Annotated in this window: 35 protein-coding genes, 1 tRNA gene and 6 pseudogenes; 25 read left to right on the forward strand and 17 right to left on the reverse strand. The window is 62.2% G+C overall.

Going from position 1 to position 25,441, the window contains the following annotated elements:
* Nucleotides 1-352: 352 nt before the first annotated feature.
* The 3 genes from CN538_RS20490 to gloB form a co-directional block, all read right to left on the reverse strand.
* Complete coding sequence (locus CN538_RS20490) at nt 353-589, reverse strand: LysM peptidoglycan-binding domain-containing protein (protein ID WP_164999645.1); 237 nt, start codon at nt 587-589, stop codon at nt 353-355.
* Between the two features lie 128 nt (nt 590-717).
* Nucleotides 718-1,506 carry a transglycosylase SLT domain-containing protein gene (locus tag CN538_RS16615; RefSeq protein ID WP_106420151.1) on the reverse strand — a complete coding sequence of 263 codons (789 nt, stop codon included), beginning with the start codon at nt 1,504-1,506 and terminating at the stop codon, nt 718-720.
* A 74-nt stretch (nt 1,507-1,580) separates the two neighbouring features.
* Nucleotides 1,581-2,348 (reverse strand): hydroxyacylglutathione hydrolase, encoded by a 768-nt coding sequence (gene gloB, locus CN538_RS16620; protein ID WP_106420152.1) that lies wholly within the window; start codon nt 2,346-2,348, stop codon nt 1,581-1,583.
* 229 nt (nt 2,349-2,577) lie between these two features.
* Here gloB and CN538_RS16625 point away from each other — a divergent pair, with 229 nt between their 5' ends.
* The 5 genes and pseudogenes from CN538_RS16625 to nudC all read left to right on the forward strand — a co-directional run bounded on the left by CN538_RS16625 (nt 2,578) and on the right by nudC (nt 5,627).
* Nucleotides 2,578-3,207 (forward strand): methyltransferase domain-containing protein, encoded by a 630-nt coding sequence (locus tag CN538_RS16625; RefSeq protein ID WP_129591397.1) that lies wholly within the window; start codon nt 2,578-2,580, stop codon nt 3,205-3,207.
* Nucleotides 3,180-3,413 carry a hypothetical protein gene (locus tag CN538_RS16630; protein WP_106420154.1) on the forward strand — a complete coding sequence of 78 codons (234 nt, stop codon included), beginning with the start codon at nt 3,180-3,182 and terminating at the stop codon, nt 3,411-3,413. Before CN538_RS16625 ends, CN538_RS16630 begins: the two co-directional genes overlap by 28 nt.
* 117 nt (nt 3,414-3,530) lie before the next feature.
* Complete coding sequence (gene rnhA / locus CN538_RS16635) at nt 3,531-4,028, forward strand: ribonuclease HI (protein WP_242495285.1); 498 nt, start codon at nt 3,531-3,533, stop codon at nt 4,026-4,028.
* Nucleotides 4,029-4,106: 78 nt separating this feature from the next.
* A pseudogene (gene dnaQ / locus CN538_RS16640) lies at nt 4,107-4,855 on the forward strand (DNA polymerase III subunit epsilon).
* A pseudogene (gene nudC, locus CN538_RS16645) lies at nt 4,855-5,627 on the forward strand (NAD(+) diphosphatase). The pseudogenes dnaQ and nudC overlap by 1 nt, the downstream one beginning before the upstream one ends.
* Before the next feature lie 7 nt (nt 5,628-5,634).
* Here the strand turns inward: nudC and CN538_RS16650 are convergent.
* Entirely contained in the window at nt 5,635-5,955 is a 321-nt protein-coding gene (locus CN538_RS16650; protein WP_106420156.1) for an SCP2 sterol-binding domain-containing protein, read from the reverse strand.
* A 185-nt stretch (nt 5,956-6,140) separates the two neighbouring features.
* Between CN538_RS16650 and CN538_RS25535 the strand changes: the two genes are divergently transcribed.
* Together CN538_RS25535 and sohB are read left to right on the forward strand one after the other, a co-directional pair.
* Nucleotides 6,141-6,656 (forward strand): hypothetical protein, encoded by a 516-nt coding sequence (locus CN538_RS25535; RefSeq protein ID WP_340638159.1) that lies wholly within the window; start codon nt 6,141-6,143, stop codon nt 6,654-6,656.
* The gene (sohB, locus tag CN538_RS25540) at nt 6,548-7,171 is read left to right on the forward strand and encodes a protease SohB (protein WP_340638160.1); all 624 of its coding nucleotides are present in this window, start codon (nt 6,548-6,550) and stop codon (nt 7,169-7,171) included. Before CN538_RS25535 ends, sohB begins: the two co-directional genes overlap by 109 nt.
* A gap of 164 nt (nt 7,172-7,335) precedes the next feature.
* On the opposite strand, the pseudogene CN538_RS16660 reads toward sohB, so the two are convergent.
* A pseudogene (locus CN538_RS16660) lies at nt 7,336-7,590 on the reverse strand (ArsR/SmtB family transcription factor); the annotation flags it as partial.
* A gap of 276 nt (nt 7,591-7,866) precedes the next feature.
* On the opposite strand from CN538_RS16660, the pseudogene CN538_RS16665 reads away from it, so the two are divergent.
* The 4 genes and pseudogenes from CN538_RS16665 (at nt 7,867) to CN538_RS26480 (ending at nt 9,490) form a co-directional block, all read left to right on the forward strand.
* A pseudogene (locus tag CN538_RS16665) lies at nt 7,867-8,532 on the forward strand (7-cyano-7-deazaguanine/7-aminomethyl-7-deazaguanine transporter).
* Nucleotides 8,533-8,707: 175 nt separating this feature from the next.
* Nucleotides 8,708-9,157: an alpha/beta fold hydrolase gene (locus CN538_RS26470; RefSeq protein ID WP_422917519.1), complete on the forward strand. Its 450-nt coding sequence runs from the start codon at nt 8,708-8,710 to the stop codon at nt 9,155-9,157.
* Nucleotides 9,158-9,161: 4 nt separating this feature from the next.
* Nucleotides 9,162-9,383 carry a hypothetical protein gene (locus tag CN538_RS26475; RefSeq protein WP_422917520.1) on the forward strand — a complete coding sequence of 74 codons (222 nt, stop codon included), beginning with the start codon at nt 9,162-9,164 and terminating at the stop codon, nt 9,381-9,383.
* A complete protein-coding gene (locus CN538_RS26480; protein ID WP_422917521.1) occupies nt 9,383-9,490 on the forward strand; it encodes an alpha/beta fold hydrolase in 108 nt (35 codons plus the stop codon). Before CN538_RS26475 ends, CN538_RS26480 begins: the two co-directional genes overlap by 1 nt.
* Nucleotides 9,491-9,615: 125 nt before the next feature.
* On the opposite strand, the gene CN538_RS23445 is transcribed toward CN538_RS26480, so the two are convergent.
* The 6 genes and pseudogenes from CN538_RS23445 to CN538_RS23455 form a co-directional block, all read right to left on the reverse strand.
* Complete coding sequence (locus CN538_RS23445; protein ID WP_242495286.1) at nt 9,616-10,092, reverse strand: hypothetical protein; 477 nt, start codon at nt 10,090-10,092, stop codon at nt 9,616-9,618.
* 113 nt (nt 10,093-10,205) lie between these two features.
* Nucleotides 10,206-10,496, reverse strand: a pseudogene (locus CN538_RS26485) (GIY-YIG nuclease family protein); the annotation flags it as partial.
* Between the two features lie 63 nt (nt 10,497-10,559).
* Complete coding sequence (locus CN538_RS23450) at nt 10,560-10,820, reverse strand: substrate-binding domain-containing protein (RefSeq protein ID WP_242495287.1); 261 nt, start codon at nt 10,818-10,820, stop codon at nt 10,560-10,562.
* Nucleotides 10,821-10,849: 29 nt separating this feature from the next.
* A complete protein-coding gene (locus CN538_RS16685) occupies nt 10,850-11,584 on the reverse strand; it encodes an ABC transporter substrate-binding protein (protein WP_242495288.1) in 735 nt (244 codons plus the stop codon).
* A gap of 62 nt (nt 11,585-11,646) precedes the next feature.
* A complete protein-coding gene (locus CN538_RS16690) occupies nt 11,647-12,768 on the reverse strand; it encodes an ABC transporter permease subunit (RefSeq protein WP_242495289.1) in 1,122 nt (373 codons plus the stop codon).
* Between the two features lie 87 nt (nt 12,769-12,855).
* Nucleotides 12,856-13,197: an ATP-binding cassette domain-containing protein gene (locus tag CN538_RS23455; protein WP_242495291.1), complete on the reverse strand. Its 342-nt coding sequence runs from the start codon at nt 13,195-13,197 to the stop codon at nt 12,856-12,858.
* A 219-nt stretch (nt 13,198-13,416) separates the two neighbouring features.
* Between CN538_RS23455 and CN538_RS16700 the strand changes: the two genes are divergently transcribed.
* From CN538_RS16700 to CN538_RS16710, 3 genes and pseudogenes are all read left to right on the forward strand, one after another.
* Entirely contained in the window at nt 13,417-13,650 is a 234-nt protein-coding gene (locus CN538_RS16700) for a hypothetical protein (RefSeq protein ID WP_129591399.1), read from the forward strand.
* Between the two features lie 219 nt (nt 13,651-13,869).
* Nucleotides 13,870-14,262, forward strand: a complete 393-nt coding sequence (locus CN538_RS16705; RefSeq protein WP_106420162.1) for a hypothetical protein — start codon at nt 13,870-13,872, stop codon at nt 14,260-14,262.
* Between the two features lie 98 nt (nt 14,263-14,360).
* Nucleotides 14,361-16,068 (forward strand): annotated as a pseudogene (locus tag CN538_RS16710) (potassium/proton antiporter).
* Between the two features lie 238 nt (nt 16,069-16,306).
* Here CN538_RS16710 and CN538_RS16715 read toward each other — a convergent pair.
* Nucleotides 16,307-16,522 carry a hypothetical protein gene (locus CN538_RS16715; protein ID WP_035473317.1) on the reverse strand — a complete coding sequence of 72 codons (216 nt, stop codon included), beginning with the start codon at nt 16,520-16,522 and terminating at the stop codon, nt 16,307-16,309.
* Nucleotides 16,523-16,726: 204 nt separating this feature from the next.
* Nucleotides 16,727-17,029: a hypothetical protein gene (locus CN538_RS16720; RefSeq protein WP_106420163.1), complete on the reverse strand. Its 303-nt coding sequence runs from the start codon at nt 17,027-17,029 to the stop codon at nt 16,727-16,729.
* Nucleotides 17,030-17,206: 177 nt separating this feature from the next.
* Here CN538_RS16720 and CN538_RS16725 point away from each other — a divergent pair, with 177 nt between their 5' ends.
* The 3 genes from CN538_RS16725 to ssb all read left to right on the forward strand — a co-directional run bounded on the left by CN538_RS16725 (nt 17,207) and on the right by ssb (nt 19,039).
* Nucleotides 17,207-17,596 (forward strand): ester cyclase, encoded by a 390-nt coding sequence (locus CN538_RS16725; protein WP_106420164.1) that lies wholly within the window; start codon nt 17,207-17,209, stop codon nt 17,594-17,596.
* 97 nt (nt 17,597-17,693) lie between these two features.
* Nucleotides 17,694-18,326: a hypothetical protein gene (locus tag CN538_RS20055; protein ID WP_129591400.1), complete on the forward strand. Its 633-nt coding sequence runs from the start codon at nt 17,694-17,696 to the stop codon at nt 18,324-18,326.
* A gap of 254 nt (nt 18,327-18,580) precedes the next feature.
* A complete protein-coding gene (gene ssb / locus CN538_RS16730; RefSeq protein ID WP_422917522.1) occupies nt 18,581-19,039 on the forward strand; it encodes a single-stranded DNA-binding protein in 459 nt (152 codons plus the stop codon).
* 201 nt (nt 19,040-19,240) lie between these two features.
* Here ssb and CN538_RS20060 read toward each other — a convergent pair whose 3' ends face one another.
* Entirely contained in the window at nt 19,241-19,687 is a 447-nt protein-coding gene (locus CN538_RS20060; RefSeq protein ID WP_129591401.1) for a hypothetical protein, read from the reverse strand.
* A 116-nt stretch (nt 19,688-19,803) separates the two neighbouring features.
* On the opposite strand from CN538_RS20060, the gene CN538_RS16735 reads away from it, so the two are divergent.
* A complete protein-coding gene (locus CN538_RS16735) occupies nt 19,804-20,031 on the forward strand; it encodes a hypothetical protein (RefSeq protein ID WP_242495294.1) in 228 nt (75 codons plus the stop codon).
* A gap of 44 nt (nt 20,032-20,075) precedes the next feature.
* Here CN538_RS16735 and CN538_RS20065 read toward each other — a convergent pair whose 3' ends face one another.
* Together CN538_RS20065 and CN538_RS26740 are read right to left on the reverse strand one after the other, a co-directional pair.
* Nucleotides 20,076-20,894: an adenylate/guanylate cyclase gene (locus CN538_RS20065; RefSeq protein WP_129591402.1), complete on the reverse strand. Its 819-nt coding sequence runs from the start codon at nt 20,892-20,894 to the stop codon at nt 20,076-20,078.
* Nucleotides 20,860-21,399 (reverse strand): Pycsar system effector family protein, encoded by a 540-nt coding sequence (locus CN538_RS26740; RefSeq protein WP_479725156.1) that lies wholly within the window; start codon nt 21,397-21,399, stop codon nt 20,860-20,862. The genes CN538_RS20065 and CN538_RS26740 overlap by 35 nt, the downstream gene beginning before the upstream one ends.
* Before the next feature lie 478 nt (nt 21,400-21,877).
* On the opposite strand from CN538_RS26740, the gene CN538_RS16740 reads away from it, so the two are divergent.
* The 5 genes from CN538_RS16740 (at nt 21,878) to CN538_RS26495 (ending at nt 23,874) form a co-directional block, all read left to right on the forward strand.
* Entirely contained in the window at nt 21,878-22,066 is a 189-nt protein-coding gene (locus CN538_RS16740; RefSeq protein ID WP_106420165.1) for a helix-turn-helix domain-containing protein, read from the forward strand.
* Nucleotides 22,067-22,241: 175 nt separating this feature from the next.
* Nucleotides 22,242-22,520 (forward strand): hypothetical protein, encoded by a 279-nt coding sequence (locus tag CN538_RS16745; RefSeq protein ID WP_106420166.1) that lies wholly within the window; start codon nt 22,242-22,244, stop codon nt 22,518-22,520.
* A 389-nt stretch (nt 22,521-22,909) separates the two neighbouring features.
* Nucleotides 22,910-23,314, forward strand: coding sequence for a site-specific integrase (locus CN538_RS21325; protein WP_207233544.1), 405 nt, complete (start codon nt 22,910-22,912; stop codon nt 23,312-23,314).
* Nucleotides 23,315-23,506, forward strand: coding sequence for a tyrosine-type recombinase/integrase (locus tag CN538_RS26490; RefSeq protein ID WP_207233545.1), 192 nt, complete (start codon nt 23,315-23,317; stop codon nt 23,504-23,506). It abuts the gene before it with no gap.
* Nucleotides 23,503-23,874 carry a tyrosine-type recombinase/integrase gene (locus tag CN538_RS26495; protein ID WP_422917590.1) on the forward strand — a complete coding sequence of 124 codons (372 nt, stop codon included), beginning with the start codon at nt 23,503-23,505 and terminating at the stop codon, nt 23,872-23,874. The genes CN538_RS26490 and CN538_RS26495 overlap by 4 nt, the downstream gene beginning before the upstream one ends.
* Before the next feature lie 22 nt (nt 23,875-23,896).
* On the opposite strand, the gene CN538_RS16755 is transcribed toward CN538_RS26495, so the two are convergent.
* Nucleotides 23,897-23,986 (reverse strand) — tRNA-Ser (locus tag CN538_RS16755).
* A gap of 163 nt (nt 23,987-24,149) precedes the next feature.
* Between CN538_RS16755 and CN538_RS16760 the strand changes: the two genes are divergently transcribed.
* Nucleotides 24,150-24,821 carry a Bax inhibitor-1/YccA family protein gene (locus tag CN538_RS16760; protein WP_106420167.1) on the forward strand — a complete coding sequence of 224 codons (672 nt, stop codon included), beginning with the start codon at nt 24,150-24,152 and terminating at the stop codon, nt 24,819-24,821.
* A 146-nt stretch (nt 24,822-24,967) separates the two neighbouring features.
* Nucleotides 24,968-25,360 (forward strand): sulfurtransferase complex subunit TusD, encoded by a 393-nt coding sequence (gene tusD / locus CN538_RS16765; protein ID WP_106420688.1) that lies wholly within the window; start codon nt 24,968-24,970, stop codon nt 25,358-25,360.
* Nucleotides 25,361-25,441 lie beyond the last annotated feature (81 nt).

Raw genomic sequence — 25,441 nt, forward strand, 5'->3', positions numbered from 1 at the left:
TCGAGTCGAAGCTGCCGCTGGCGGCGCGGCGCAGGGTGCCCCCCTTGGGAGCGTCGGGATTGGCGTAGGGCAGGTGATCGAAGTTCGCCGGCAGTGCCGGATCGTCGTAGAGCGCCAGCGCATGCACCGTGGGCACTTGGTCGAAGGCGTGGTGTCGGCGGTCGCGGCGCTTGCTGGCAACGCTGCCATCAGCGCCAGGATCATGCCCAAGGCCCAACCCGCTGCCGCTGTGCTCCCATGCGCGCTCCCGTGCTCATCGTGGTGGCCGTGCTTTATGCCTGAAATCCAATATGTTTTACGCAACGGACGAGCTCGCGTCGAGCGTTATGACGGCGCCAGCCGCGAGCCGTCTTCAGCGACTATTGCTGGCGATGGCCCGGGCGGGCACCGAGAGCGTCTGGCCAATGCGGATGGTGTTCCCGTGGAGCCCATTCTCGCGCCGAATGTCGCCGATGCTGGTGGCAAAATGTGCGGCAATACCGGACAACGTATCGCCACGCTTGACCACATAGCGGTCGAGCACAGTGCGCTCGGATGCCGGCAGGTTGGCGAGATTGGCCAGGAAGCGCTTTTTGGCCGCCACCGGCACCAGAATGCTGGCATCCTCGCGTGGCCGGGTCGAGGCGCGCTTGAAGCCGGGGTTGAGCTCGCGCAGGGTGTGCGAATCGACCCCCGACAGCTCGGCGGCCAGCGAGAGCGTCAGCGGACCGTCGGTGGCTACCTTGACGAACGGCGTGCGGTCGGGGATCGACGGCAGCGCGACATCGCAGTCTGAGGCTTGTCGATCACCTCCGCCAGTGCCAGCAGCCGCGGGATGTAATTCATGGTCTCGTTCGGCAGGCGCAGGTGCCAATAGTCGATCGGCTCGCCGCGGTTGGCGGCGGCGTCGCGTGCCGCGTTGACGGTGCCGGCGCCGGCGTTGTAAGCGGCCAGTGCCAGTAGCAGATCGCCGCCATACCAGCGGTCGGCAAGCTGCCGCAGATAGCGCATGGCGGCATCGGTGGCGGCAACCACGTCGCGCCGGCCGTCGTACCAGGCGGTACGCGACAGCCCCATGGCATCGCCGGTGGCGGGCATGAACTGCCACAGCCCGGTGGCCCCGCCGGGATTGGTGGCGGTCGGGTCGTAGCCGCTCTCGATGAACGGCAGCAGGGCGATCTCGGTGGGCAGGTGATTGGCGGTGAGTCGCTGGGTGACCCAGTGCAGCCAGGGACGGGCCTGCTCGGCGATCAGCTCGACGTGGTGCGGATGCTCACGGTACCACTCGAGCCAGTGGGCGACACGCGGGTTATCGGTCTCGTGGGAGAGCGCGAAGCCGCGGCGCAGAGTGTCCCAGGCATCGGCCGAGTGTCTTTCGGTCAGGCGCAGTGCCGACCAGAAGGTGGCTGGGCGTGGCTGGGCGGACTGACGCTGACCGGCGTCGTCCCAGGCCACCGCCGGCAGCGCCGAGCAGAGTAGACTGCCGGCGAGGCCGATGACCAGATAGCGGCGTCGTCGAGCGGGCATTCATGCAGCAGACATCCTTGGGTGTAAATCGCCGCCCGCGACGCCGGTCGAGGCGCCGTATCGGCGAGCAACGTTCAAAAACGATCTTTCCAGCCACGCAGTGTGGCAAAGGCCTCTGCTGCGCTGGCACTGGCGCCTTGCTCGCTCAGCGTCTGTTGCAGAGAAGGCTGGTCGAGGCGCAGGAACGGATTGATCTGGCGTTCGCGGCCCAGCGTGGTGGGTAGCGTCGGCCGCTCTAGCCGGCGCGCCTGTTCGCACTCCTGGCGATAGGCGTCGCGGGCAGCATTGTCGGGCTCGGCGGCGCTGGCGAAGGCGAGATTGGCCAGGGTGTACTCATGCGCCGGGAATACCAGGGTGTCGTCCGGCAGGGCGTCGAACTTGGCCAGGGAGTGGCGCATCTGCTCCGGTGAGCCCTCGAACAGACGGCCGCAGCCAGCGGAGAACAGGGTGTCGCCGGCGAACAGCAGCCCCGGCGTACCGGGTGCATAGAAGGCGATATGGTCGAGGGTGTGTCCGGGAACGCTCGAGACCTCGAAGCGGCGTCCCAGCACGCGGCACTCGTCACCCTCGCCGAGACGCTGATCGATACCTTCGATACGCGGATTCTCGGGGCCGTAGACCTGCGGTGCATAGCGTTCGATCAGCTCGCGCAGACCGCCGGTGTGATCATGATGGTGATGGGTGATCAATACGCTCTCGAGGCGCAGCTGTTCGCGCTCGAGCCATTCGATCACCGGCGCCGCGTCTCCTGGATCGACCACGGCAACGGCATCGGTGGTGTCCTGACGCAGGAGCCAGATATAGTTGTCATCCAGCGCGGGAATCGGCTTCACGCTCAGCATGTGTCATCCTCTTGCGACGAGGGAGCGGGCGTCAACGATGCTGTCGTCGACGGCAAAGACCTCGGATTGAAGGCTTCGTCGATGGGGCAATGCCAGGGGACTCGATCCGATCGACCTCGCTGAGACCCGAATCGACCCGGCCGGTTCCACCGCATGCGGCCTTCGGCTGCGCCGAGAATGGCGCCGCACACCGCTCAAAAAGCGATAACCTTGGGGAGTTAAGGCGCCCGTGTCAATCACGTCTACGCAGCAACGGCTCGCCGAAGCGGTCCGGCGCGGCCGCCAATTCTGGGAGTCCGGGCCCGGCGACGCGCTGTGGCGCGCCGAGCGTGCCTGTCTCGGCCCCCATTGCGAGCATCACCATGGCGTGCTTAGTCTCCAGCTCGGGATGGCGCCACTGATCAGTGACATGAGCCCGATCCGCCACGCACTGGAGTGGGCGCCCATCGCAGCGCTGGCGCGTCAGCCCAATACCCTGATCTGCGCCCCGGAGCGCCTGCCGCTGGCTGATGACAGCCTCGACCTGACCGTGGTCCATCACCTGCTCGAGGCGGTCGAGCGCCCCCATCAGGTACTCCAGGAGGCCGCCCGAGTGACCCGCGCCGATGGCCGGCTGGTGGTCTTCGGCTGGCACCCCTATGCCCCGACCGGAGGCGCCCCGCGTCGGCACCAGCCGCCGTGGCAGCGGGCCTGGCGTACGCCCCGGCGGCTGCGCGACTGGCTCGAGTTTGTCGACTTCGAGATCGAGCGAGTAGACTACTGCGGCTTCCGGCTGCCCTGGCGTTCGGCACGCAACCGGCGGCTGGAGACCTTCGGCCGGCGCGCTACAACGTGCCGCTGGGGCAGGCCTATATGCTGATCGCCCGGCGCCGGGCGCTGCCGGTGCAGCCGATCGCGCTGCGCGAGCCCACCCTGATGGGGGCCAAGTCCGGTGCCTGGCTGGGATTGGCGCGGCATCATCCGCAGGCGCCGACGCGGGGCGTCGCTGGGGGCCATGGTTCCCTCTCGGCGCAACCGCTGCAAGATGCCCCCGTGCGACGTCTGGAGACGCCGCACGGCGCTTGACCCCAGGATGCCGGGGCGCTGCCAGGCGCTGACACCCGACCGCCCGATGCCGTTGGTACGGTCGAACTCCCCATCGATGCTGCTGCCGATGGACCCATACGCCAGAGAATTCACGTTTTGCCAGCTTCTTCTTCATCTGCCTCCACCGCTGACGCCACGTCCCAGGGCAATTTGCCTCAGGTCACCATCTACACCGACGGTGGTTGCCGCGGTAACCCCGGACCCGGCGGCTGGGGGGCACTGCTGGTCTCGGGTCAGCACCAGAAGTCACTCAAGGGCGGCGAGCGGCATACCACCAACAATCGCATGGAGCTGATGGCGGCGATCCAGGCGCTGCGAGCCCTCGACCGCCCTTGTCAGGTGGCGCTGTGGACCGATTCCCAGTATCTACGCAAGGGGATCACCGAGTGGATCCACGGCTGGCAGAAGCGTGGTTGGAAGACCGCCTCGAAAGAGCCGGTAAAGAATGCCGAGCTGTGGCGTGAGCTGCTGGCGGAGACCCAGCGGCACCGCATCGAGTGGCACTGGGTCAAGGGCCACAGCGGCCATGCCGGCAACGAGACGGCCGATCGTCTGGCCAACGAGGCGATCGATGCGGTGATCGCCGGCGACTGACGTGCGCCAACCCAGGCCCCCGGCGTGTGGGCGCCGGAGCTATTGCAGATCGAGTGTTTGAGAGTTGAGGAGAGCCGCATGCGCCAAATCGTCATGGATACGGAAACCACCGGGATCGACCCGCGCGAGGGGCACCGGATCATCGAGATCGGTGGGATCGAGCTGATCAACCGCCGCTTCACCGGCCGTACCTATCATCAGTACGTCAACCCCGAGCGCCACATCGAGGCCGAGGCGATCGAGATCCACGGGATCACCAATGAGCGGGTGGCCAACGAGCCGGTGTTCGCGCAGATTGCCGACGAACTGTGGGAATTCATGCGTGGCGCCCAGCTGGTGATCCACAACGCGCCGTTCGACGTCGGCTTCTTCGACCACGAGTTCCGCCTGCTCAAGGCCGCGCGTGGCGAGCCGGTGCTGGGGCCGGTGGCCGAACACTGCAGCGTGCTCGACACCCTCAAGATGGCGCGGCAGATGCACCCGGGCAGCGCAACAGCCTGGATGCGTTGTGCAAGCGCTACGATATCGACAACGGCCAGCGTGTGCTCCACGGCGCGTTGCTCGACTCCGAGATCCTGGCCGAGGTCTACCTCGCCATGACCGGCGGCCAGACGGCTTTGTCGCTGGCCGGTAGCGAAGAGAGCGAAAGTCGTGACGAGAGCGGTGCCGAGACGCATCTCCAGCTCGATCGGGCGGCCACGCCGCTGGTCGTGGCGCAGCCCAGCGAGGCCGAGTGGGAGGCGCATCGCCAGCGTCTGGCGCAGATCCGTCAAGCCGCCGGCCAATGTCGCTGGGATGCGCTGGACGGTGATGGAGCCGCCTCCTGATGCTGCGTCGCGAGCTGCCTCCCGCGGACGTGCGACGGGGCTGGCTTCTCCGCATGAACGCTCAGGGCGTGGCGCCGAGCAGCGACGGTCAGGGCGTGCTCGAACGCGACGCGGCCTGGCCGCCGCAAGCGCTGCGCCTTGGCTTCTGGCACGACGAGCCGGTGGCGCTATCGATCGAGACCGGCGGCGAGACGTGGCCCGCGGCGCGCGAGTGGTTGGCGCAGATATCGCCGGCCGAGAGCGAACTGCTGGCGACTGCGCTGCAGGTCAGCCATTGGGAGCGCGACCACCGTTTCTGTGGGCGCTGTGGTCATCCGACTCAGCGTCTGGCGCATGAGTTTGCGATGACCTGCGAGCAGTGCGGCCTGCGTGCCTATCCGCGTATCTCGCCCTGTATCATCACCCTGGTCACCTTCGGCCGCGACATGCTGCTGGCGCGTAGCCCGCGCTTTCCGCCGCGGCGTTACTCGACCCTGGCGGGCTTCATCGAGCCTGGCGAGGCGGTGGAGGCGGCAGTACGCCGCGAGGTGATGGAGGAGGTTGGCGTCGAGGTGGGGGGGTCAGTTTCTTCAAGAGCCAGTCATGGCCTTTCCCGCACTCGCTGATGATGGGCTTCTTCGCCGAGGCGACCAGCCGGCGCATTCGCATCGACGGCCAGGAAATTGCCGATGCGGCCTGGTTCACGCCGGAGCGCCCGCCGGAGCTGCCGCCCAGCTACTCGATCTCGCGCCAGTTGATCGAGACCCACCGGCGCGCAGTAGCGATCCGCTGAGGCCCGTTTAGTCGTTGCGTTTGCCGAACAGCTTGGGCAGCCGCGCAGCCAGACCGATGTCGCCCTTGACCTTGACCCGGCCACCGAGCAGCGCCTGCATGGCATTGAGCTCTTTCTTGATCAGGGCCACGAGGGTGGCGGTGTCACTCTCGATGGTCACATCGGGGGCTGTGTGATGACCGGTGTGAACGCTGAGGCTGCCACCTTCGATCACCAAGTGATGATCGTCGGCGTCGTGCAGCAGAAACTGATAGGTCGCGTTGAGATCGCCCGCGGCCGCGGGGTCGAAGCGGTGTTGCAGCTTGGTGATCAGCTGGTCGTCATCCATGATGGCCCTCCATTGGCTTTAGGATAAGCAAACCACTGCGCCTGTCGTTATGCAAGTTACGGTTTCTCAAGCCGATTCTTGGCCGCTCGTGGAGGGTATCGAGGTGTGCCAGGCGTGAAGGGCCGTTGTCCACGGTGTGAGTCGATAGGTTATGAGTCAGTGATAAATCATATAAGGAGTGAGACGTGATCGGATGGCTGGCGGAGTACGCGATGTTCCTGGCCAAGACGGCGACACTCGTCGTCGCATTGGCGCTGGTCCTGGCCCTGGTGGCGCACGGCCGACGCCGCGGCGGTGGCGATAGCGGTGGCAAGCTACGGGTGACCTCACTGAATGCGCGATTCTCTGGGCGTCAGCGCCAGCTGCAGCTGGCGGCGACGCCTAAGTCGGGGCGGCGCCAACTGGCCAAGCGATTCAAGCGTGAAGAGAAGAAGGCGTCTAAGGCGGCGGTGGGTGAGCGGGTTTGGGTGCTGGATTTCGAGGGCGACCTCAAGGCTTCGGCGACGCCGGCGCTGTCCGAATTGGTGTCGTTGCTGATCACGCAGCTCGAATCGGGTGACGAAGTGGTGCTGCGGCTGACCTCGGGGGCGGGTTGGTCCACAGCTACGGCCTCGCGGCGGCACAGCTCGACCGCCTGCGTGACGCTGGCGCGCGGCTCACGGTATGCGTGGACAAGGTCGCGGCCAGCGGCGGTTACATGATGGCGTGCTGTGCCCATCATCTGGTCGCGGCGCCCTTTGCGGTGATCGGGTCGATCGGGGTAGTGGCGCAGATTCCCAACGTGCACCGGCTGCTCAAGAAGCATGACGTCGATGTCGAACTGCTGACCGCAGGGCGCTACAAGCGCACCTTGACCGTGCTGGGTGAGAACAGTGAGGAGGGCAGGGCCAAGTTTCTCGAGGATCTGCAGTCGACCCACGATCTGTTCAAGCAGTATGTGGGCGAGCGCCGCCCGCAGCTCGACCTCGAGCAGGTGGCGACCGGGGAGATCTGGTACGGTAGCGAAGCGCAGTCTCAGGGACTGGTCGATGCCGTCGGTACCAGTGATGCCTACCTGCTGGGGAAGCTCTCCAGCCAGGCGCGGGTCCTGCACGTCTCGCTGACGAGTCGCCGCGGTCTCGTCGGCCGTCTGGCCAAGGGCGCCGAAGCGGGAGTGGAGCGGACGCTGGATCGGGTGCTGGAGCGGCTAGGCCGTCTGAGCTGGGAGCGTCATTAGACCCCGGCGCTAACATACCGCCTGCCCGCAGGGGAGTCGGTCCAGGCTCGGCCGCCTTTCAGACAGGCCCCAGATGCTCCCCCGGCGTGCCCGGGGGCAGGAGGAGGCGCGGCGGGTGGGGCCGCCGCCCCGGCCTGCCCACTTCTGGCACGTGCCGGGTGCGCCTAGCCCAGATCTAGATTGGCGAGGGTGGCGATCAGTTGCCCGGCGGTATCGCCGTTGAGCGAATAGTAGATGATCTGAGAGCTTCGCCGTGTCGTGACCAGTCTCTCTTGACGCAGCACGGCGAGATGCTGTGACAACGCCGATTGGCTAAGCGCCATCTGCTGGTTGATCTGGGTCACCGAGCGCTCACCGCTCATCAGTAGGCACAAAATACGTAGCCGGCTCTCGTTGGCCATGGCCTTCAGGGTCGCGGTGGCTGGCCCGAACTGAGTTTCCGAAAGTGTCTGTTTCCGTCATAGTGAAGTCCGCATTCGCAGGGCCGGCGCTGAACAATCTGTTACATCCCTTTCTTATATTACCCTTTGTAACGTTAAGTTACAAAGTCTTTTTGGTGGTCCATCTGGTCTGCTATCGAGAGGGTGCTTATAATGCGCCCCCGCCGTGCCCGCCCGAAGTCACGACAGGCGGGAACGATGTCACTGAGGGTTCCCTTACCCCTCGGCCGACCGGCAGACGAAAAAGGTTCTTTCATGCTCAAGCTCGACGAGAGTCAGATTCGCCAGGCGCTTTTGTGGCTGGTCTCTTTTCATGTGGCGGTGATCACCGCCAGCAACTATCTGGTGCAGCTACCGTTCACGCTGTGGGGGCTGCATACCACCTGGGGAGCATGCTTCCCGTTTCATCTTCCTGGCTACGGACTTACCGTGCGGCTGTTCGGCAAATCGGCCGCGCGGCGCATCATCGCCGGGGTGATGGTGCCGGCACTGATGGTGTCCTATGCGGTATCGGCTGTTCCAGCAGGGCCGCTTCCAGGGCTTCGAGGCGCTGGGACAGTGGAACCTGTTCGTCGGCGCATCGCCCTGGCACAGCTTCATGGCCGATGTGCTCGGCCAAGCTGCTCGACATCCATGTCTTCGATCGCCTGCGCCGCCTGCGCGCCTGGGTGGGTGGCGCCGACGCTCTCGACCATCCGGCATCTGGCCGATACCTTCGCGTTCTTTGCGATCGCCTTCTGGCACGGCCCCGACCCTTCATGCGTGAACACTGGGTCGATATCGCCTGGTTCGACTACGCGGTGTGAAGCTGACCATCAGCTGCTGTTCTTCCTGCCGCTCTATGGGGTTCTGCTGGCCTGGTTGGGACGGGTGGTGCTGAGTGGCCATGATGAGACACTGCCAGGCCTGCCACGGCGCTGAGGCTCGTAGCTAACAGACCGGGGCTCGGTCTGCCTGGCGCTCTGTTATTCTCGCTACTCATGCCGAGACAACGCCAGGCCGGTCGTCGCAAGGCAGGCCGAAAGACGAGTCAGCGATCGAAAGCCAGCGAGTAGTGGAAAGCCAGTGAGTGTAAGAAAAAGAGAGGAGAGCCAGATTGCAACTGCATTCTATCGATACCGGCGTCGTCGATGCCGATGATGCGGCGCGCCCTCTTGTCGTGCTGCATGGCCTGTTCGGAAGCGCCGACAACTGGCGCTCTCATATCAAGCAGTGGCAGCAGGCGCGCCGAGTGGTGGCGCTCGATCTGCGCAATCACGGACGTTCGCCGCATGCGTCGGGAATGCGCTACGCGCAGATGGCAGCAGATGTCGCTGAGTCACTCGACGCGCTCGAGATCGAACAGTTCGATCTGCTGGGGCATTCGATGGGTGGCAAAGTGGCGATCACCCTGGCCCGGCAGCAGCCCCGAGCGGTGGCCAGCCTGATCGTCGCCGACATCGCCCCGGTGCCCTATGAGCATGGTCACGACGAGATCTTTGCCGCCATGCGTCGGGTTGTCGAGGGTCAGCCCGAATCGCGCCGAGAGGCCGATGCGCTGAGCTGAAAGCGTGGATGTCGCAGCCACGCGCCAGTTCCTGGCCACCAATCTGGTACGCGACGACGCCGGGATCCTGCGCTGGCGGGTGGGGCTCGACGAGATCGCCGACGGCTATGCGGACATCATTGCCGCGCCGGACGGCGAGGGCGCCTATCCTGGGCCAGCGCTGCTGCTGCGCGGTGGTGATTCTCCTATGTGCGTGACGCTCACCGAGAAGCGGTGGCGGCAGTGATGCCCGAGGCGACCTGGCAGACGCTGGAAGGCGCGGGGCACTGGCTCCATGCCGAGCAGCCGGAAGCGTTCCAGCAGGCGCTGTCGCGCTTTTTCGCCTCTCTCTGAGTCGCCCCTATCCGAGAGTCGAACCGCCACCGTTGAGCCCTGGACCGCCACTGTCTGCTTCGTCGCTGACGTGGACGCGGCGGTGCTCCATTCGGTGGCGCTCAATCGGTGCCGTCCGTCTCGCCTTAGTCGATTACCTCTCCCTCCACGGGAATGACGTCGAGATTGTCGGGGTGGGCGGCGAGGAAGCGGTTGAGAATCCGGTAGGTGTCGATATCGAAACCGCGGTTGTCGGGTAGTACCTCGAGCTGGTTGAGATCGCTGACGCTGCCTTGGTAGTGCCAGTGGTCGACCACGTGCAGCCCGACATCGCCGCTGTCACTGCGTTCACGAAACGCCACCCGGCCCGGCCATGGCCAGTTCTCGATCCGCAGCCGTTCCATCGCCGCCTTGGCCCGTCGAGCATGGCTCTCCAGACTCTCTTCGCCGCAGCAGGCACCGCGACAGCGTCCCAGCTGATAGCCGAAACAGCGCCCGCGCCCCGTCTCCAGCCCCAGCACTCGCAAGCACAGCCCCGTCTCGGTGGCGATGTCCTTGAGCGTGGTGCGGGCCGTATGGCGATTACGGAACAGGCCGTAGAAGCGCGAGCGTGCGGTGACCACCACTGGCCATCGCTCAGTTCGGGGCGCGCTTCACCCTCCGGCCAGTCCCAGCTGATCAGCCGGACCCGGCGACGCAGCTGGCGATTGTAGAGCGGCACCCAGCGCTTGATCAGGTCGGCTTCGAGCAGCTGCGCGCCGAGGTCACCGCTGGTCAGAATCCAGGCGATGCGCTGGGTCTGCTCGAGCATATGGCGGTGACGCCCGGAAGCGGGATCGCGCAGGTGGGTACGTACGCGTGTGCGGATGTCGAGACTCTTGCCCACGTAGAGCGGCAGGTCGTTGTGACCGAAGAAGACGTAGACGCCAGTGCGCGACGGCAGGGCATCGAGGGTATCGATGCCAGTGCTGGGCAGCGACTCGGCGGGATCGCGGCGAGGGTCGTAGAGGGGCATGGGGGAGCTCATGCTCCCCACCTTAGCTGATTCTGTTCACCTTGGCCGGTGCCGTTCGCCTCGTCCGGCCGTGCGTCAGGGCGCGTTGAGATCGACCGCCAGGCGCGAGATCGGGCTCTGGCTCTTGATCTGACCACGCTCGAGCAGGAAGGCCTCGAAGTCGCGGTAGCGCTTGACGTCCAGCGCCGCCGGGCGCAGGGCGAAACGCGGCAGGGTGGCGTTCCATGCCGCTTTGTTGAGCGGGGTATCCAGCGTCGGGTCGTAGGCGATGAAGCGCTGCCAGCCCTCATCCGGATGATTGATGATCCAGGCGGTGGCTTCGCCGATTGCATCCATGAAGCGGCGATAGGCGTCGCGGTGCTGATTCAGGTGTCGCGGTTGGCGACAAAGATCAGCTCGTCATAGGTGGGGACGCCTTCCTCCTCGATATAGAACGGTTTGCCCTCAACCCCTTCCTGCTTCATCTGTGCCAGCTCGAAGTTGCGGAAGGCCCCGGTGACCGCGTCTACCTTCTGGCTGATCAGCGCCGGCGTCAGTGAGAAGTTGACGTTGACCATCTCGACGTCGTCCAGGGTCAGCCCGTGGTGCTCGAGCATCGCTGCCAGCAGCACTTCCTCGACCCCGCCCACCGAATAACCGATCTTCTTGCCGGCGAGCTGGGAGAGATCGTCGATACCGCTGTCGGCGCGCACCAGCAGGGCGTTGAGCGGGGTCGCGATCAGCGTGCCGATGCGCACCACCGGCAGTCCTTGATCGACCTGCAGATGTAGCTGCGGCTGATAGCTTAGCGCCAGGTCGATGCGCCCTGCGGCGACCAGTTTGGGCGGCACGCTGGGGTCCGCCGGTGACTGAATGTCGACGTCCAGCCCGCGCTTGGCGAACAGCCCACGCTGCTTGGCCACCAGGATCGGGGCATGTACCGGGTTGGGATACCAGTCGAGCATCACGCTCAGCGGAATCATCTTGGGGGGCACCAACGCGTCGTCATCGGCCTGGGCGTGAAGCGGCAGCAGCGTAGCCAGCATCAGCAGGATCAGGCCGAGCAGCGCCGGGCGGCGCGGTCCGAGCGTGGCAGGGATGGTTCGAGATAGCGTGGGCATACGCAGGTTCCCTCTGGGTGTGGTTATTGTCGGCGTGTGATCGCATGGTTTCGGGGCGGGTTTCACACGCTGGCCTCCAGGCGATCGCGGTGCCAGGGCATAGCCGCGCGGATCGCGGCGTCGACGCCGAAATAGAGCGCCAGTGCGAAGGCCACCAGGACCACCAGGGCCGCGAACATCACATCGATCTGCAGGCGGGCGTTGGCGTTGAGCATCAGATAGCCTAAGCCCTGGCTGGCGCCGACCCATTCCCCGATCACCGCGCCGATCGGTGCCGCGCTGGCGGCCATGCGCAGCCCCGAGGCGAGTGACGGCAGCGCCGCCGGCAGCTGAACCCGCAGCAGCGTCTGACGGCGTGACAGACCGAAGGTGGTGGCCAGGTCGAGCCACCCCTGCGGAGTCTGGCGCAGGCCGTCGTAGCCAGTGGAGGCGACCGGAAAATAGATGATCAGCATGGCCATCAGGATCTTGGGCCACAGCCCATAGCCGAGCCACAGCATCAGGATCGGCGCCAGCGCGAACAGCGGTATCGCCTGGCTGATCAGCAGCAGTGGCAGCAGGGTGCGCCGCAGCGGCCGGAAGCGTGCCAGTAATAGCGCCGTGGCCAGCCCCAACAGCACGCCGCCGATGAAGCCGCCGAGGATTTCGGTCGCGGTGACCATGGCGTGATGGGCCAGCAGCGCGCGCTGTTCGAGCAGCGCCCGCGCCACCGCCAGCGGCGATGGCAGAATGTAACGCGGGACCCCGGTGAGGCTAACGACAGCCTGCCAGGCGGCAAGTAGCAGCGCCAGCGCCAGTAGCGCCCGCGCCGGGCCATGAAGTTGACGCGGCAGACCGGGTCGGACTCTCTGGATCGACGTCGATTCAGACATGCGCCGGCTCCCGCAAAAGCGCCACCAGCTCGGCTTGATGCGCCAGCAGCTGCGGATCATCCAGCGCCCGCGGCCGTTGGCCGGTCGGCGCCGCCAGCGGACCGCCTGGGCCGGCTCGCCCTGCAACACCAGCAGCCGGTCGAGCCGCAGCGCCTCCAGCGGGTCATGGGTGACCATGATCACGGTGCGTGTGGCGAGCAGCTCGCTGGCCAAGTCATGAAGTTCGAGCCGGGTAATGGCGTCGACCGCGGAGAACGGCTCATCCATCAGCACTACCCCGGCATCCTCGTACAGCGTGCGTGCCAGCGCCACACGCTGGCGCTGGCCGCCGGAGAGTGCCGCCGCCAGGCATCCGCCTTGTCCGCCAGGCCCACACGGGCGAGCAGCGCCTGCGCGCGCTCACGCGCCTCCGGGGCTGTCGGTCCCGCCCGCCGGCCGCGCCACTGGGTGCAGCATTACGTTGCCGATGACCCGCAGCCACGGCACCAGCAGATCCTGCTGCGACATCCACGCCAGGCGCCCCCGCAACGGCTGGCCGTCGCTGGTCGTGCACTCGATGTGATGGCGGTCGGGCAGGGTGAGGCCGGCAATCATGCGTAATAGCGAACTCTTGCCGCAGCCGCTGCGCCCGAGCAGGCAGGTCCAGCTGCCAGCGTCGAATTCGACGGCGAGATCGTGGAACAATGGCCGGGCGCCGAAGGTGAGCGAGGCGCGGCGAATGTCCAGCCCGGGTGGTGACATGACCACTCCCATGACGGGGGGCTGCAACGGCGGGGGCATCATGCGCGGGCAGGCTGGCCTTTCCTCCGCCGGTGCTAACCGGTTCAGGTTCCAGGGTTGTGCGCTGCACTCTCAGCCCGTCCGGCGGGCACCCCTATCCAGTGAGCGCCGATTGTACGCCGCCCGAAAGCCGCTGCCCACCTTCGGCCCGATGCACCGAACTCGAGAGGAGTCGTGATCTTGTCAGATGTCCTGCCCATGGCCGACGCCGAACTGACGCGCCGGGTGTCGCTCTACGCTGGGGTGGCGTTGACGCCGCTGCTGCTACGCTTTGCCGACAGCGCCAACTGGCTGTGGCGCAGTGAGGAACTCTCGCCAAGCTCTACAAGCTGGCTCGTACCCATGCCGACGACGACCCGTTCTGGCACGGCATGCGTGAGCTGTTCGGTGTCGACCGCTGGCGCCATGCCATGAGCTGCCGGCGCTGGCAGGCTCGCTGCCGCAGCATCTGCCGCTGGCGCCGTTGCCGTTGACCTGGCTGGGACGGCTCCAAGGCGCGCCGCTGTGGAGCCTGCCCTGGCGTCAGGCGTCGGTAGCGCGGATGGATGCCGCCTCGCGGCCAGTTGGGGCGGCAGCTGCGGCGACTCCACCATGACTCGCTGCCGGGGTGGGGGCATCCGGCGAGCGGCGTTTATGCGCTCGACGCTTGGCCGCGGGCGGCGCGCCTTCGTTGCCAGCCGCGGCGCTCTCGACGCCGTGGCGCTGGCCAGTCTGGCCTGGCCGCTGCCGAGCCGCGCGGTCTGGAGCCTGCCCGATCTGCGCCCCGATCAGTTCCTGCTCGGCGGGCTGGATGACTACTGGGCCGATTGGGAGGCGCTGGTATGGGCGCCACTGGAGTTCGACCTGTGCCTGCTCGAGCTGATGCTCGAGAACGCAGCGCAGCGCGAGGCCTTCGTCGAGGCATACGGCGCCGAGCATTTACCGTCGCTCGACCTTCATCGAGCCGGCATGCGCGCAGTCATTCTGGCCCTCGGCGTGCTGGGGCCTCGGAGCACGCCACTACGGGAATATCCCTATTGGCTCTAGGCATATGAAAAAGATAAAAAAATCGGCGTGCGTCCCGGCGCAATCGGGTAGCGACATGGCATACTGAATCTTTGGGAACGGATACCGACGATAGTCTCGTGGACTCGATCAATAGCTTGTTTCTCGTTTGCGGCGCGCTGATCGCGCTGAGCATCCTCGCCAGCCGGGTCTCCTCGCGGATCGGCGTGCCGCTGCTGGTACTCTTCCTCGGGCTGGGCATGCTCGCGGGCGAGGAGGGCGTGCTCGGCCAGTTCGATGATTACTCGCAAGCCTTCTTGATCGGCCACCTGGCGCTCGCCATGATCCTGCTGGACGGCGGCCTGCGCACCCGCTTCCAGACCTTCCGCGTGGGGCTCAAGCCGGCGCTGTCGCTGGCCACCATCGGCGTCTTTCTCACCAGCGGTATCGTCGGCCTGCTGGCGATGTGGCTGCTCGATCTCAGCCTTATCGAAGGCCTACTCGTTGGGGCCATCGTCGGTTCCACCGACGCCGCGGCGGTCTTCTCGATGCTCAAGGGGCAGGGCGTCAATCTCAACGAGCGTGTCGGTGCCACCCTGGAGATCGAGTCGGGTACCAACGACCCGATGGCGATCTTTCTCACCATCACCCCTGGCGGAGATGCTCACCGGTGGCGTGGGCGGACTGAGCGACACGCTGATGCGCTTCGTGCTGCAGTTCGGCGTAGGGCTGGCGATCGGCCTTGGCGGTGGCTGGATCTCGGCCAAGATGCTGCGCTGGCTCGATCTGGCGCCGGGGCTCTACTCGCTGCTCGCCCTGGCGCTGGGGTTCTGTATCTTTGGCGCTACCAGCGCCATCGGCGGTAGCGGCTTCCTCGCGATCTACCTCACCGGGCTGATGATCGGCAATCAGCCCGGGCGCCACCTGACTCACATCCTGCCGGTCCACGACGGTCTGGCGTGGCTGAGTCAGATCGGACTGTTCCTGGTGCTGGGCATGCTGGTCACCCCGTCCGAGATGATCGACTACGCCGTGCCCAGCGTGATCCTGGGGGTGGCGCTAATCCTGGTGGCGCGCCCGCTGGCGGTGCTTGCCTCGCTGCTGCCGTTTTTCAATTTCCGCTGGCGCGAGCTGTGCTTCATCTCATGGGTCGGGCTACGCGGCGCGGTGCCCATCGTGCTGGCGATCTTCCCGGTGATCAGCGGCGTCGAGAACTCGGCGCTCTACTTCAACGTGGCCTTCTTCGTGGTTCTGATCTCACTGCTGCTGCAGGGGTCGACCCTGGCGCGCTTCGCCCACTGGATGCGCGTAGCGCTGCCCGAGAGCACCACGCCCGACCGCCGCGGCCAGCTCGGCGTACTGCCCGAGAACGACTACGAGATGTTCGTCTACAAGGTCGAGAACGAGTCGCTCGACGACGTGCCCATTCGCCTGTTGCGGCTACCCTCGGGCACCTTGATCTCGGCCATCTTTCGCCAGCACGCCATGCTCCATCCCAAGGGCAGCACCCGGCTGCGGTTGGAGGACGTGATCTGCCTGATCGGGCGCACCGGCGATCTGCCCTCGCTAAACCGCCTTTTCAATGGGGAGTCCAAGCTGAAGCGCGAGCGCGCCTTCTTCGGCACCTTCTCGCTCGACGGCGAAGCGCTGATGCAGGACGTGGCCAATGCCTACGGTCTCACCCTCAGTCCGGGGGAGCAGGAGATGACGCTAGGCGAGTTCGTGGCGCTACGCGTCGGTGGCCATCCGGTGGTGGGCGACGACGTCGACTGGCATGGTTTCCACTGGGTGGTCAGCGAGATGGAAGGCAACCGGGTGACGCGAGTCGGTCTCAGGCTCTATCACTGACAGCCAGCCTGTGTCGGCAAGCCCAGCTCGCTTGAGAACCAATGCCTCTCGAAAACCAGAGCCCCTCGATAACCACAGCCTCTCTAAAACCGAGCTATCGCGGAAGGACCGGCAGACAAAGACCCGGGCAGGAGATGGCCCGGGTTCGAGTGGGAAGCGCTTATGGCGAAAAGTGCTTACTGAAACGAGTACTTACTGAAAGAAGTGTTGGTTGAACGAACCAAGGAGTGGCGGCGGTCTACTCGACCTCGGCATCCAGCGACGGGCGGCTCAGCTGCTTGCCGGTCTCGCGCTCGATCATGCCGTTCATACGCGCGGCGCGGTGCTGGGCCTGCGACTCCTCGTCGAAATAGCCAAGGCTACCGCCGGTATCGCCGTCGAAGACTTCGTAGCAGACCTGATTGTGGCTGCCCGGCTTGAGGGTCTTTCGCACTTCGATGAAAGGCTCGGCCATGCTGGAATCCTCGCGCAAGAGATGAACGTTGAGCGTAGCTCACTCGATGCCGCTGTATAGGGTGTGATTGTTAAGGGTGGCGACGTCGCGGTATGGGGAGTGGGTCCGCGACAGCACAAGCTTGCCCTGGATCAGCCTAACGCCCACCTATGACCGTTTGGCGTCATGATCGGTGGAGGCTGGCGGGTAGCAAACCTCATGGTGCTAGTCGGGATCGAGATCCCACTGTAATCCAAACTGTAACCCGTTGACCGCCTCATTGAGCAAGTCCTGGTCGCGATCGGTGCTGCTGGCGTCGTTCTGAATCCGTGCGCTCTGACTCTGCGGGTCCGGCCAGCCCAGCCGGCCCATGCACGCCTGGTACTCCGGCTCGCCGGCGATCTGGTGCGTCTGGCGTTCGCAGGTACGGCTGTCTCTGAGGAAATTCGTCGCACTCAGGCGCGGCACGGCCGAGACACAGCCGGCCAGCAGGCAGCAGATCAGAATGAGGGATAGCAGACGGCACATGGAGGCTTCACCGGGAACTGCTCCGAAGCGTAGCACTCCTGGCGCGGTTTGTTACCAGAATTCATGTCTCAAGTGCTTGTTCGTAAAGCGACTCGCCGTCGCCGCAGGGCCATGCCAGACTGCGTGGGCTACTGATTCACGCCTCGCTACGCGGCTGTGGCACCACGGAGCCCGACGATGCACCGAGACGACCTTGCCGATCTCTACCGCGGCTATATCGACTGCCTGAACCGTCAGGCCTGGGACACACTGGGGCGATTCGTCCACGAAGCCGTGACCCACAACGGCCGCCAGTTGGGGTTCGTCGGCTATCGCGAGATGCTCGAGCAGGATTTCGCGACCATTCCGGATCTGCATTTCACCATCGAGCTGCTGGTGGTCGAGCCACCGCGCATCGCTGCCCGATTGGCGTTCGACTGCACGCCACAAGGCACCTTCCTTGGCCTGGCGGTCGATGGCCGGCGGGTTCGCTTCGCCGAGAACGTCTTCTACACCTGCCACGACGGCAAGATCATCAGCGTCCTGTCGATGATCGACAAGAGCGCGATCGAAGCGCAGCTGGGGTAGGGGAAAGTCATCCGTCGCAGGCACAGCCCGGTGGTCGATGGCAGGGATTGGAAGAAGAATGATATAACAAAGTACAGCTTCTACCTTGGGGGTCACGATGTACTGCCGCAATCCCGAGCGCCGCACAGAGCTTGTGCAAAAGTATGATTTTGTGCCTGTGTTCCGAAGCAGGATACTAGAGGGGCAGCAAAAAAATAGCTGCACGGGGGATGTTCTTAGCAGTGAATACTATCTGTTCTCTTATAAAGAGAAGGGAAATCCAGAGAATGAAGGCACCTTCTACTGCGGCAAGGTTGCAGCAGATCATTTTCTTGAGCTGATAAACGTAGCTCCGCCAAAGCGGTTTGACCCATTGAAGTTCGAGCCGGCGCATGCTGGTGGCACTGGCTCTGGAGCCACCGGTGCTGGGCGACCCGGGAACGCAAGGGCTGACGACCCTGCATCAAAGCAACTGCGCAATGCGATCAACCTGATTATTTTCTGCTGGGACCAAACACCAGGTCCTCCTTTGGCCACGGCGCTTGAGATTGTAGATCGATATGGCTACAACCCTCCCCGCCCGCATGAGGTGAAGAGGGTCAACTCAAACCTCAAGAAAGGGAATAGAACACTTCAGGAAATCCTCACGGGGGTTCGCAAGAAAGGCCATGATTTGAAGGAATACCGCTTCGATCTGATCAATGCCATTCTGGAAGAAAGGTATCCCGATGTAACCTCGTTCTTTGAGTGACACCCTCATGCTGCTTTGGCACGGCATTCACGGATTTGCCTATTTTCTGCTTTGGTGGCTGCCATGATGGGCTCCAATGCTTCGGATTCGAGTCGCGAAAGTATCTCACCGAGCAATTCCCATGTCTGCTGCACGCCCCTGAGGTTCGCTCGATGCCCAGCGGCACACGAGTCGCGAAACTGAGGCTCGCGACTACCGATGCATGAATCGATCGCCAGAGCGGTCAGCGCCAGGAGCACACCGATTGGCACACCGTGATCCTGTTCGAGAAGCTAGCCGAGATCGCCGAGTGCTATCTCGCAAAGGGCTCGAAGGTCTACATCGAGGGCAAGTTTCAATCGCGGAAGTGGCAAGGACAGGACGGCCAGGAGCGCTACGCGACGGAGATTCGCGGGCGCGATATGCAGATGCTCGATAGCCGTCCGACTGACGGCCAGCAGCCACAGAACAGGCAACAGAACGATGGAAGTCCGAATAGCCAAGTGACCAGCAGCAGGCCGGGAACTATGGCGCGCCCGCTGCGGGCAGCTTCGACGACTTCAACGACGAAGTTCCATTCTAGCCTTGAACCTATTATTTGCAGCACGCTAGCAACCAGCGCTGCAATGGACCCAACGTGTGGTAACGTATTAAGCAAAGTTCTGGCCGGTCCGGTTTTTGGCGAAGGACTGGCTAGCAACATTTCTGCTGAATCAATAGATTCGATATGCTGACGAATTTCGTCTTCCGCAGTGATGTTGTTCCTTACTTCTTGTCTAAGCTTTCCAAATTTCTTCTCTAGTTCGGTATTGTTGATGGTGGCCGAGACTGAGTTGTTGCTACCTTGAGTGTTTTGTTGAATGACACTTTGTGCGCTTCCGATGAATTGGATAACGCTGGGATTTACCTCCTGTTTGTTGTTTTCCGGTAGCTCTTCAAGGATATCTTCGAACTTGTAGTTCATCTCGCGAAAAAGGGGCATGCTCACTGCATTCGTTGAATGCTCTTATCGCGTCATCGAGCTTCCGTCCTGTAGGGAAAAAGTGATGTGCGAAATGAGCCGCATCTATTTCGCCAGCTTTAATTTTGTAGATTAATTGATACTGAATCGCCATGCGGTCATCGATTTTGGTAGGGAAAGTCAACTCCCCACTTCCCACCATTCCACCTATAGTGGCTTTGCGTTCTTGATACCAAGTGTCGAAGTCAACGTTTTTGTGATTGATAAGTTGCTCATGGACTAGCTTGAGGACTTCGTCCGTCTCGCAAAAATCTATAAGCATATTTGCGCGATCGTTGAAAGTGTTGTAGTCCGAGTTAATCAAATCTGCAGAGTAATCATTAAAGCGATCATAACTTCTTTTGACTTTGCTTGGTTTCATTTTCTGTTCCCTCTATGTGGAGCCGGTTTCATAAAGCTGGTCTTGTCAGTTGCAGCTGCATCACGCCTACACCAAGCAGCTAAGCAGTCAGCTTAGCCAGATATGGAGCACCTTTTATGATAAAAGCACGCGAGATTCGCCACTTCCACCTGTTTTGTGGCCTGGGCGGCGAGCGGCCGCACATCGTGTTCCTCAGCGCTCCCTGCAAGGGCTTCTCGGGGCTCTTGTCGCAGAGCCGCAGCAGTACGCCGAAATACCAGGCGCTCAACCGGCTGACGCTGCGCGGCATCTGGCTGACGCCCGAAGCCTGGGCCGATGATCCGCCGGAGCTGCTTAATCTTTGAGAACGTGCCACGCATCGCAAACTGCGGGCGGGAGCTGCTCTTCATCATGTCGAACTGGGCTGATTTACTAATATATTCCCAGGCACTCCATTCCGGCCGGTACGTTTTCTGAATCCAATGGTGCCTCCTTTGGTGGATGGCCATGAATCCCTAAGATAGTCTGTTATTTTAACTTCATTATATTCGTCAGAGAGTTTTGTTGCATTGTAGACGCATCGGCCGAAGGCTTTAGGATGAAGAGATCCCGGTATGCCGAGAGTAGTGATCATGCAAAAACCCATATCCATGCCGACGCCAATACTAATCGGAGGCAGGTCATATCTGATTTTTAATTGATTGTTCACGATTTCTAGGCTGTCACCTACGCAGTCTTGTGCGGCTTTACAAGCACTCGAAATGCTCTTCTTCTTATCACTAGAAACCCTAAAAAAGCCGAGCAAGCCGTCTCCTAGGTATTCTGTGACACCTCCTTTTTCAAAATTTATAGTTCTTTCTAGTGCGGGCAGTAATGCGGATGTTTCGTAAAAAACTCTTTGGTTTAACGTGATGCCGGATCGATTGGATATGCTCTCGGTTAGGTGTTTGCTGGAGTCTCGCATGTCTGCAACGATAGCGATCAATTGCTCGGTTTTATGGTCGTGAGAATCGACGAACTCATGACCTGGGATTTTAGAAGGTACTACTTCGGCACGAGGAAGGCTACTGTCGAATGACTCATCAAATCTCTCCAGTCCTTTGGTAAGGATGTGACCACTTTGGGCCCACCTTTCCTCAGCTTGTATTAGGCAGTTATAAACCAGCTGATTGATTTCAGCTTTCTGATCCCCGTTAAGCAAAATGAACTCCAGAATAGTATAGTGCAAAGTTGATCGTGATGAGTGCAATAACGATTGCGCCAAGAGATAAGGCGATGTTTAAAATCTTGGACTTTCTTGATCTTATAGAGCTAAGTGCAAGAAGTTCTGAAACCAAGTCTTCAGTTGGCCTCCACGATTTGGATGAAATCTCTTGAAGGATTTTTTTGTAATAATTTCGATACTCCTCTTCGCGTGATGGTGGGGCCATGAAGTATTTTGTCTTGCGGTGGGAGGATATCGCTCTGCTCGGCTTTGATGCGGCTACTCCGAATAAAGTTATCGACATGCAGGCCAGCCAAAAGACAATGCAAGTGGTCTGTAGCCCAAAGAGGTAAGGTTGGCCTAGTTCCCAGCTTATCCATACGCTATTTAGTATCTGCTGCACTTTTCCTAATGGTGCAGATAATAGTAAGACTAAGAAACCAAACTTAACGTCTAGCGCCCTTATGGTTAATTGTGCGTCAATTATCGCGCTGTTTAAAAATTCATCTCTGTTCAAGTGAATGCTCAATTGTATAGATAGAGTTCTTTAAATTCTGCTTGATAGCATATTGTTGCGCGCATGTCAAAATTTGCATGGCGGTATCTATGCTGATGAATTGGTGAAGTGTCATATTCTCAATATTTTGGCCTCAACGTGCACCGAGCCACAATGGTGAAATCTTCTAAGAGCGACCTAGGCTCGACGTCGCCTTGATCGGGCGCAGCGCTTATGGATAAGCACGAGTGGTTAGGCGAGCCGTTCGCAAGTACGTAGCGAGGTCTCCTGATTTGCAGCCCTTATTGATTCTGGAGAACTGACTATTGGCCCAAAAATGTGCATCTCTTCCGCGACCACGAACAGGACGTGCTCGACACCGACGCTTTCGACGAAGCTCTTGCCGAATTCTGGTTCCCCCCAGTGTCGCCGCGCTGGCTGGTGCCAAGCAGTGAAGCATCAAGCGAGGAGCCCAACGAATGAGCCCTATCCAAAGCAATGCCTGGATGCCATGAAGCTGCGGCGATCGGCCGCGACCTATGTCATCAAGAACACGATCCGAATGGAGGGATGGGACAGGACAGTCACAACGCCCAAGGTCCTGCGCGCGATGAAGTCGCTGGAGAAGATGGGATTCGTTGAGCGCGTCACCGGCGGCAATCGCATTTACGGAGTCATGTACGAATGGAGACTGCCATGACCCAGTCCACATCCCACCACCAGACGCCGGCGACCGCCGTCGTCGCTGTAATTGAGCCAGCCATGGCGGATGTCAGTCATGAACAGTTAGCCGAGCGCCACCAGCTCTTGCCGACATCGATCACCTGGAGCAGCGTGTTGCGACGCTCACGCAGCTGCTGAGCGATGCGACAGAGGTGATCAAGGGCGAGCCTAGCGCCGAGGCGGTGCGGCGACGTGAAGCGCTCGCAGCCATTGAGGCCATGCGCGAGGTGGCGAATTGGATCGATAAGGACGCCCCAGGTTTCGGCGGCCCGAATGGCCAGGAGGCCAAGCTGATCGGCATGGAGATCTCTGGCCCGACCCAGTGTCCCAGCGCCTACCACTGCTGCTGCGCTGGGGTGCGCGCGTTTCGCGAGGCCGCAGCTATCTGGGAGCGCGGCGCGGGCGACGTTTCTGGCTATCAACGGGGGTGACGATGGAGCAGTGGCTGGCGAGCGCTACGCAGACAGCGAAGATACTGGGCTGTGATCGATCCACGGTGTGCCGTCGTATGGACGACGGGTCGATTCCGTGGGTCTGGCTCGGATCCAGGCGGATGGTGCACTTGGGCAAGTTGCGCGAGCAGATTGACGCCGATGCACCGGCTTTGCAGTATACCGGTGCGCCCGGCGTGCCGAATGGGAGAGAACAGGCATGCCGAATGGGAGAGAACAGGCATGCCGAATGGAGAGAACAGGCATGCCACACAAACGACCCGCCTCGCCTTACTGGTGGCTCAGCATCACGCCGCCAGGGCGGCAAGCCGATTAGACGGTCTACTGGGACGGTAGATCGGAAAGAGGCGGAGGCGATAGAAGGGCGCATGCGAGCCCAGTTGTTCCAGCAGCAGCATTGGGGCCGAGAGCCAGAGCGGCTTTTCGAGGACGTCGCGGCGGAGTATCTGCTCGCGTGCAGCGGAAAACGCTCCCTGTCGGACATCAAGCAAAGGGTCGGCCGGCTGTACGACCACTTCGATGGTACCGACATGGGTGGTCTAGCAGGACAGGATGTCCGCAGATTCATCGAGTGGCGCCGGGGCCATGGCGTATCAGACTCGTCGATCAATCGAGAGCTCTCCGTGCTCTCGGCGATGATCAACCACGCCATCGTGCATCTCGAGTGGAAGCTGCCAAACCCGTTGCGCGGCCGAATGCTCAGGGAGCCAGAGAGCAGGGTGAGGTGGATTACTCGCGCCGAGGCTGCGTCGCTGATGCAGAATGCCAGATAGTTGCGCGACGGTGATCGGCTGGCCGACTTCATCGAGCTGGCACTGAACACCGGGTGTCGGCGCTACGAGCTGCTGAAGCTCCAGTGGCGGCGTGTGAGCTGGAATCACAATCTCATCACACTGGAATCTGAGGATTCGAAGTCAGGGAAGCGTCGAACCGTGCCGCTCAACGATGTTGCTGTGCGGCGCTGAAGAGGCGAGCTGCCTGGGTAGCGACATATTGCCCGGGTAGCGAGTGGGTGTTCGCGAAGCGTGACGGTTCACGCTACGTGGCACCCCATGAGGGCTTTCGAACCGCCTGCCGGCGGGCGTTCATCTCTGACCTCAGGATTCACGACCTACGCCACACCGCAGCCAGCTGGATAGTATCTGAAGGGGTGCCGTTGGCAGATGTGAAGGAGGTTCTGGGGCACTCGACGATCACGATGACGGAGAATTATGCCCACCTGGCGCCGCACAGAGCGCGAGATGCTGTGGCAAGGCTCGTATCACAATCGAGTCACACTGAAAAACCGGTGAGGTCAATCGAGCAGCTTGTAGGAAGGAAGAAAAGAAGCTAAGCCACTGATTTTAAGATGTAAGTGGCGGAGGGACAGGGATTCGAACCCTGGAAGGGCATTAACCCTTGCCGGTTTTCAAGACCGGTGCATTCAACCGCTCTGCCATCCCTCCGGCTTACGGCGGGAGATAGTACCAGCTCTCCCTCGGTCGTCAACAGGTTCTTTAGCTTTCAAAGGGTTATTTCACTTCCGGCGGTGCCATTTACGCTTGTCAGGGGAACTTTGCAAGGGCATTCTGGTCCACGGGTGTAATCGACATAACCGAGGGGATACGTATGGACTACCGCACATCGCACGACGTCACTGAGCGTCGATCGAGCGTGGCCAGCACCAACAAGGTGTTACGCAACACCTACATGCTGCTGGCCATGACCCTGATGTTCTCTGCCGTGACCGCGGGCGTCGCGATGGCGCTAGGCGTCACACAGATCAACATCTTCATCTTCTTCATCGGTGCCTATGGCCTGATGTTCCTGGTGCACAAGACTGCCAACTCGGCCGCCGGCATTCTGACGACGTTCGCGTTCACCGGGTTCATGGGCTTTACCCTGGGGCCGATCATCGATCTCTACCTTTCCATCCCCAATGGTGCGCAGTTGGTGATGACCGCGCTGGGCATGACCGCGGCCACCTTCCTGGGGCTGTCGGCGGTGGCGCTGATCACGCGCAAGGACTTCAGCTTCTTGGGCAACTTCATGGTGGCGGGTGCCATTGTGCTGGTGCTGGCGATGGTCGCGGCGCTGATCTTCAACATCCCGGGGCTGGCGCTGGCGGTGTCGGCGGGCTTCGTGCTGTTCTCGTCGGCGGCGATCCTGTTCCAGACCAGTGAGATCATTCACCGGGCGGGCGAGACCAACTACATTCTCGCCACCATCACGCTCTATGTGTCGATCTACAATCTGTTCATCAGCCTGCTGTCGATCCTGGGCGTGATGTCCGACGATTGATCCGCACGCCGGGCAATGACCGCCCAACCGCTGAACGGAAACCCCACTTCGGTGGGGTTTTCGTTGCGTTTGGAGTAGAGGTTTGGCCGTGGGGGCGGCTTTGGTAAGATGCGAGCCTTCCCATGATCGATAGGCCCTACGACGTGTTGAGCTATGCGCTGCTGGTTCACGCCGCGCCCTACAGCGAGCAGGGCGCGCTCTCGGCGCTGCGTTTCGCCCAGGCGGCGGTGGCGCAGGGCCATCGGGTGTCGAGCGTGTTCTTCTATCGTGACGGTGTGCACAACGCTTCGACGCTGATGGCGCCGCCGCAGGACGAGGTCCACCTGGCCGAGGGCTGGCGGTCACTGGCGCAGGAACATGGCACTGAGCTGCTGATCTGCGTGGCGGCGGGTCTGCGTCGCGGTCTGATGAGCGCCGAGGAGAGTGCGCGTCACGGTCGCGAGGCGCACAACCTCGAGCCGCCGTTCGTGTTGACTGGGCTTGGGCAACTGGTCGATGCCATGCTGGGCAATGATCGCGTGATCACCTTTGCCCCCTGAGAGCCGATTCACGAGTGAGTGTCAGAGTAAGTGCCATGACAGACGATGAAACGGCGCTAGCCGCCGACACCCAGCCGATAT

Source organism: Salinicola tamaricis (assembly GCF_003006155.1).
Lineage (GTDB): Bacteria > Pseudomonadota > Gammaproteobacteria > Pseudomonadales > Halomonadaceae > Salinicola > Salinicola tamaricis.

Coding starts and splice junctions, on each gene's coding strand:
- CN538_RS23450 (WP_242495287.1), bottom strand. CDS start 10,820: ATGGATGCAATCGGCGAAGCCACCGCCTGGATCATCAATCATCCGGAT.
- CN538_RS21325 (WP_207233544.1), top strand. CDS start 22,910: ATGCGAGCCCAGTTGTTCCAGCAGCAGCATTGGGGCCGAGAGCCAGAG.
- CN538_RS16725 (WP_106420164.1), top strand. CDS start 17,207: ATGCACCGAGACGACCTTGCCGATCTCTACCGCGGCTATATCGACTGC.
- CN538_RS16705 (WP_106420162.1), top strand. CDS start 13,870: ATGCGCTCGACGCTTGGCCGCGGGCGGCGCGCCTTCGTTGCCAGCCGC.
- CN538_RS16715 (WP_035473317.1), bottom strand. CDS start 16,522: ATGGCCGAGCCTTTCATCGAAGTGCGAAAGACCCTCAAGCCGGGCAGC.
- CN538_RS16650 (WP_106420156.1), bottom strand. CDS start 5,955: ATGGATGACGACCAGCTGATCACCAAGCTGCAACACCGCTTCGACCCC.
- CN538_RS16760 (WP_106420167.1), top strand. CDS start 24,150: ATGGACTACCGCACATCGCACGACGTCACTGAGCGTCGATCGAGCGTG.
- CN538_RS20060 (WP_129591401.1), bottom strand. CDS start 19,687: ATGAAACCAAGCAAAGTCAAAAGAAGTTATGATCGCTTTAATGATTAC.
- gloB (WP_106420152.1), bottom strand. CDS start 2,348: ATGCTGAGCGTGAAGCCGATTCCCGCGCTGGATGACAACTATATCTGG.
- CN538_RS20055 (WP_129591400.1), top strand. CDS start 17,694: ATGTACTGCCGCAATCCCGAGCGCCGCACAGAGCTTGTGCAAAAGTAT.
- CN538_RS16735 (WP_242495294.1), top strand. CDS start 19,804: ATGATAAAAGCACGCGAGATTCGCCACTTCCACCTGTTTTGTGGCCTG.
- CN538_RS26480 (WP_422917521.1), top strand. CDS start 9,383: ATGCCCGAGGCGACCTGGCAGACGCTGGAAGGCGCGGGGCACTGGCTC.
- CN538_RS16720 (WP_106420163.1), bottom strand. CDS start 17,029: ATGTGCCGTCTGCTATCCCTCATTCTGATCTGCTGCCTGCTGGCCGGC.
- CN538_RS16615 (WP_106420151.1), bottom strand. CDS start 1,506: ATGCCCGCTCGACGACGCCGCTATCTGGTCATCGGCCTCGCCGGCAGT.
- CN538_RS16740 (WP_106420165.1), top strand. CDS start 21,878: ATGAAGCTGCGGCGATCGGCCGCGACCTATGTCATCAAGAACACGATC.
- CN538_RS23455 (WP_242495291.1), bottom strand. CDS start 13,197: ATGTCACCACCCGGGCTGGACATTCGCCGCGCCTCGCTCACCTTCGGC.
- CN538_RS16685 (WP_242495288.1), bottom strand. CDS start 11,584: ATGCCCACGCTATCTCGAACCATCCCTGCCACGCTCGGACCGCGCCGC.